The sequence below is a fragment of the Micromonospora sp. NPDC049580 genome, assembly GCF_040675595.1.
GTDB lineage: Bacteria > Actinomycetota > Actinomycetes > Mycobacteriales > Micromonosporaceae > Micromonospora.
Window position 1 is genome coordinate 1 of record NZ_JBFAPG010000707.1, and the last position, 2,243, is coordinate 2,243.

Annotated in this window: 2 protein-coding genes; both read right to left on the reverse strand. The window is 76.1% G+C overall.

Annotation, left to right across the window (positions count from 1 at the left end; translation table 11 throughout):
• Positions 1–1,794: endonuclease/exonuclease/phosphatase family protein (locus tag AB0J68_RS31235; RefSeq protein ID WP_363942372.1), on the reverse strand; the 1,794-nt coding region annotated here is incomplete at its 3' end.
• Positions 1,795–1,936: 142 nt separating this feature from the next.
• The coding region (locus tag AB0J68_RS31240) for a hypothetical protein (RefSeq protein ID WP_363942375.1) at positions 1,937–2,243 on the reverse strand (307 nt) is incomplete at its 5' end.

Below are 2,243 nucleotides of genomic sequence, written 5' to 3' on the forward strand. Positions count from 1 at the left end.
GGCCGCGGCCCACGGCCCGCCAGCCGCGCCGCCCGGCTCGGTCTCCCGGACGCCGGCCACCACGAGCGGCCGGCCGGCCGCGTACCCGGTGGCGAAGTCGGCCACCGCGCGAGCCTGCGCCACCGGGCCCGCGTCGGGTGGCGGTTGCAGGTGGGTGCTCACCACGGCGGCACGGACACCGTCGCCGAGGTCCAGGGTGACGGCGAGAGCCTGCGCTCCGGTGGGCGCCCCGAGAGACGGCAGCGGCCGGGACCGTGGGTCGGTGACCGGCCACCGGCTGAGCACCGCGTCACCCCAGACCGGGTCGGCGGCCGGCCCGAACACGTACGGCATGCCGAGCCGGTCGGACAGCAGGTCCAGCGTGTCGTGGCCGCCGTTGAGCAGCCAGCCCCGGTCCACCTCGCTGAGCAGCACCACATCGGGCCGCTGCCGGTCGATCGCCGCGGTCAGCCCGGCCAGGTCGAACCGGCCGTCCAGCCCGAAGCCCATCCGGATGTTGTACGCCACCACGGTCAACCGCTCCGGCGGACCCTCCCGGTTGCTCGCCACCGCCACCTCGTCGGCGAGCAGCGGCGCGAGCAGAGCCAGCGCGGCGACCCCGCCGGCGGTCCGCAGCGGCGGAAGCGGGCCGGGACGCCGGTGGCCGGACGGACGGGCGGCCAGGGCCACGGCGGCGACCACCCCGGCCACCACCACCGGCACCACCGCGTTCGGGTAGCCCAGGTCGTATGCCGAGTAGTAACCCACCGCCCCCAGCACGAAGAGCAGCATGCCGGCGGCGACGGCGTACCCCCGGCGGGCCGCCGTTCGGCGGCTGTCGTCCGTGCCTGTCGCGCCCTCACCGCCGACAGTGGCGTCGGCGGCGGCGTGGGCGGTGCCGTCAGCGTCGTCGGTGGCGGCGTGGGCGGTGCCGTCGGCGTCGGCGCGACCCGGAGCGTCGGTGAGGGCGAGGCAGGCGCCGAGTCCGACGGCGGTGAGCAGGACGGCCGCGACGAGCAGGTCGCCACTGTCGAGGGCGAAGAGCACCACGCCCACCAGCAGGGCCGCCGGCCCGAGCGGCCGGCCCCACCCCCGGGTCGGGCCCGCCAGCGCGGCCAGCAGGAACCCGGCGACCGCCACCGGCACCGGTGCCAGGCCGAACAGCGGTGAGCGAGCGACGTCGCCACCCGCGACCAGGTACGACATCCCGGCCTGGGCCAGGGCCGGCGCGAGGGCCACCATGCCGGCCAGCAGCAGCACCGGCCCGGCCAGCAGCCACGATCGGGCGCCACCGGGGCCGGGCGGCGCGGTGGGCAGCGTCGTGCCGAGCAGGAACAGCACCACCGCGACGGCGCTGAGCAGCCACGCCACCCAGCCGCCCCGCCAGACGAGGTCGTAGGTGTCCAGCAGCGCGTGGATGGCGGCGTTGACCGCCAGCCCCAGGGCCAGTCCCGGCACCGGACGGTCGGTGCCGCCGGCGACACCCACCAACCAGACCAGACCGGCGAGCAGACCGGCGGTGGCCAACCAGAGCTGCGGACGGCCGCCGGGGGCGCTGGTGAGCGCGAGCCGGGCCACGGCGAGCAGCACGGCGGCGACGACTGTGACCCGGCGGGCGCCCACCCGCCGGACCAGAGCCGGCGCGGCCATCGCCAGAACGAACCAGCCGAGCGCGAACGCGCCCATCAACTCGGCCGGGGTGGACGCGGCCTGCCCGAAGATGGTGATGATGCCGGGCAGCCAGACGCGCAGCACGTCGATGAGCAGAATGACGCCCAGCGCGAGCGATCCGGTGGTGAGCTGGCGATAGCGCACCGGCGCCCCATTTCGTCGGCGGACCGGTCCTCAAGGGGGGCCGGCACGGCGATTCTGCGCGTACGGCCCGGCCGGGTCAACGGCCCGGCACGCGCAAAGGGCGCCCACCGCGAGGGTGGACGCCCTTTGGGCGGACAGTCGGTCAGCGCTTGCTGGCCGCCTTCTTGGCCGGAGCCTTCTTCGCCGGCGCCTTCTTGGCCGCCGTGCTCTTGCTCGCCGCCGCGGTGGTCTTCTTCGCCGTGGCGGACTTGGTCGCCGCGGCGGTCTTCTTCGCCGGGGCGGTCTTCTTGCTGGCGGCCGTCTTGGTCGCCGTGGTGGTCTTGCTCGCCTTGGCCGGGGCGGTCTTCTTGCTGGCCGCCTTGGTGGCGGCGGCGGTGGTGGTCTTGCTCGCCTTGGCCGGGGCGGTCTTCTTACTGGCCGCCTTGGTGGCGGTGGCCTTGGTGCCCGCC